Origin of the sequence: Penaeicola halotolerans (assembly GCF_016464625.1) — a bacterium.
In the GTDB taxonomy this organism is placed as follows: Bacteria; Bacteroidota; Bacteroidia; order Cytophagales; family Cyclobacteriaceae; genus Penaeicola; species Penaeicola halotolerans.
The window spans coordinates 1-235 of the sequence record NZ_JAEAGO010000231.1 but is presented as its reverse complement, the minus strand read 5'-3'; the positions used below and the strand labels follow the sequence as shown (position 1 = coordinate 235).

Sequence of the window (235 nt, the reverse complement as noted above, 5' to 3'; positions counted from 1 at the left end):
CAAATCGAGAAGCTCTTCTAATTCTGGGTAGTAAAACACAATTCTCCCCTCCACTACGATGATCAGAGCTGGCTTGAACTCGAGCTTCTCAGGCACTTTATTCGGATTATTGAAGTTATATTCTTGTCTAAAGACTGATTTTCCCTCTTTGAGATGACTGATATCTTGTGTATACTGTTCATAGTCTATAGAATTGTGCGTATCAAAATCAAAGATAGCCTTATCATCTATAGGC

1 pseudogene is annotated in these 235 nt (G+C 37.9%); it reads right to left on the bottom strand.

Annotated features, from left to right (window positions below):
- Positions 1-235: pseudogene (locus tag I5349_RS14105) on the bottom strand (uridine kinase); the annotation flags it as partial.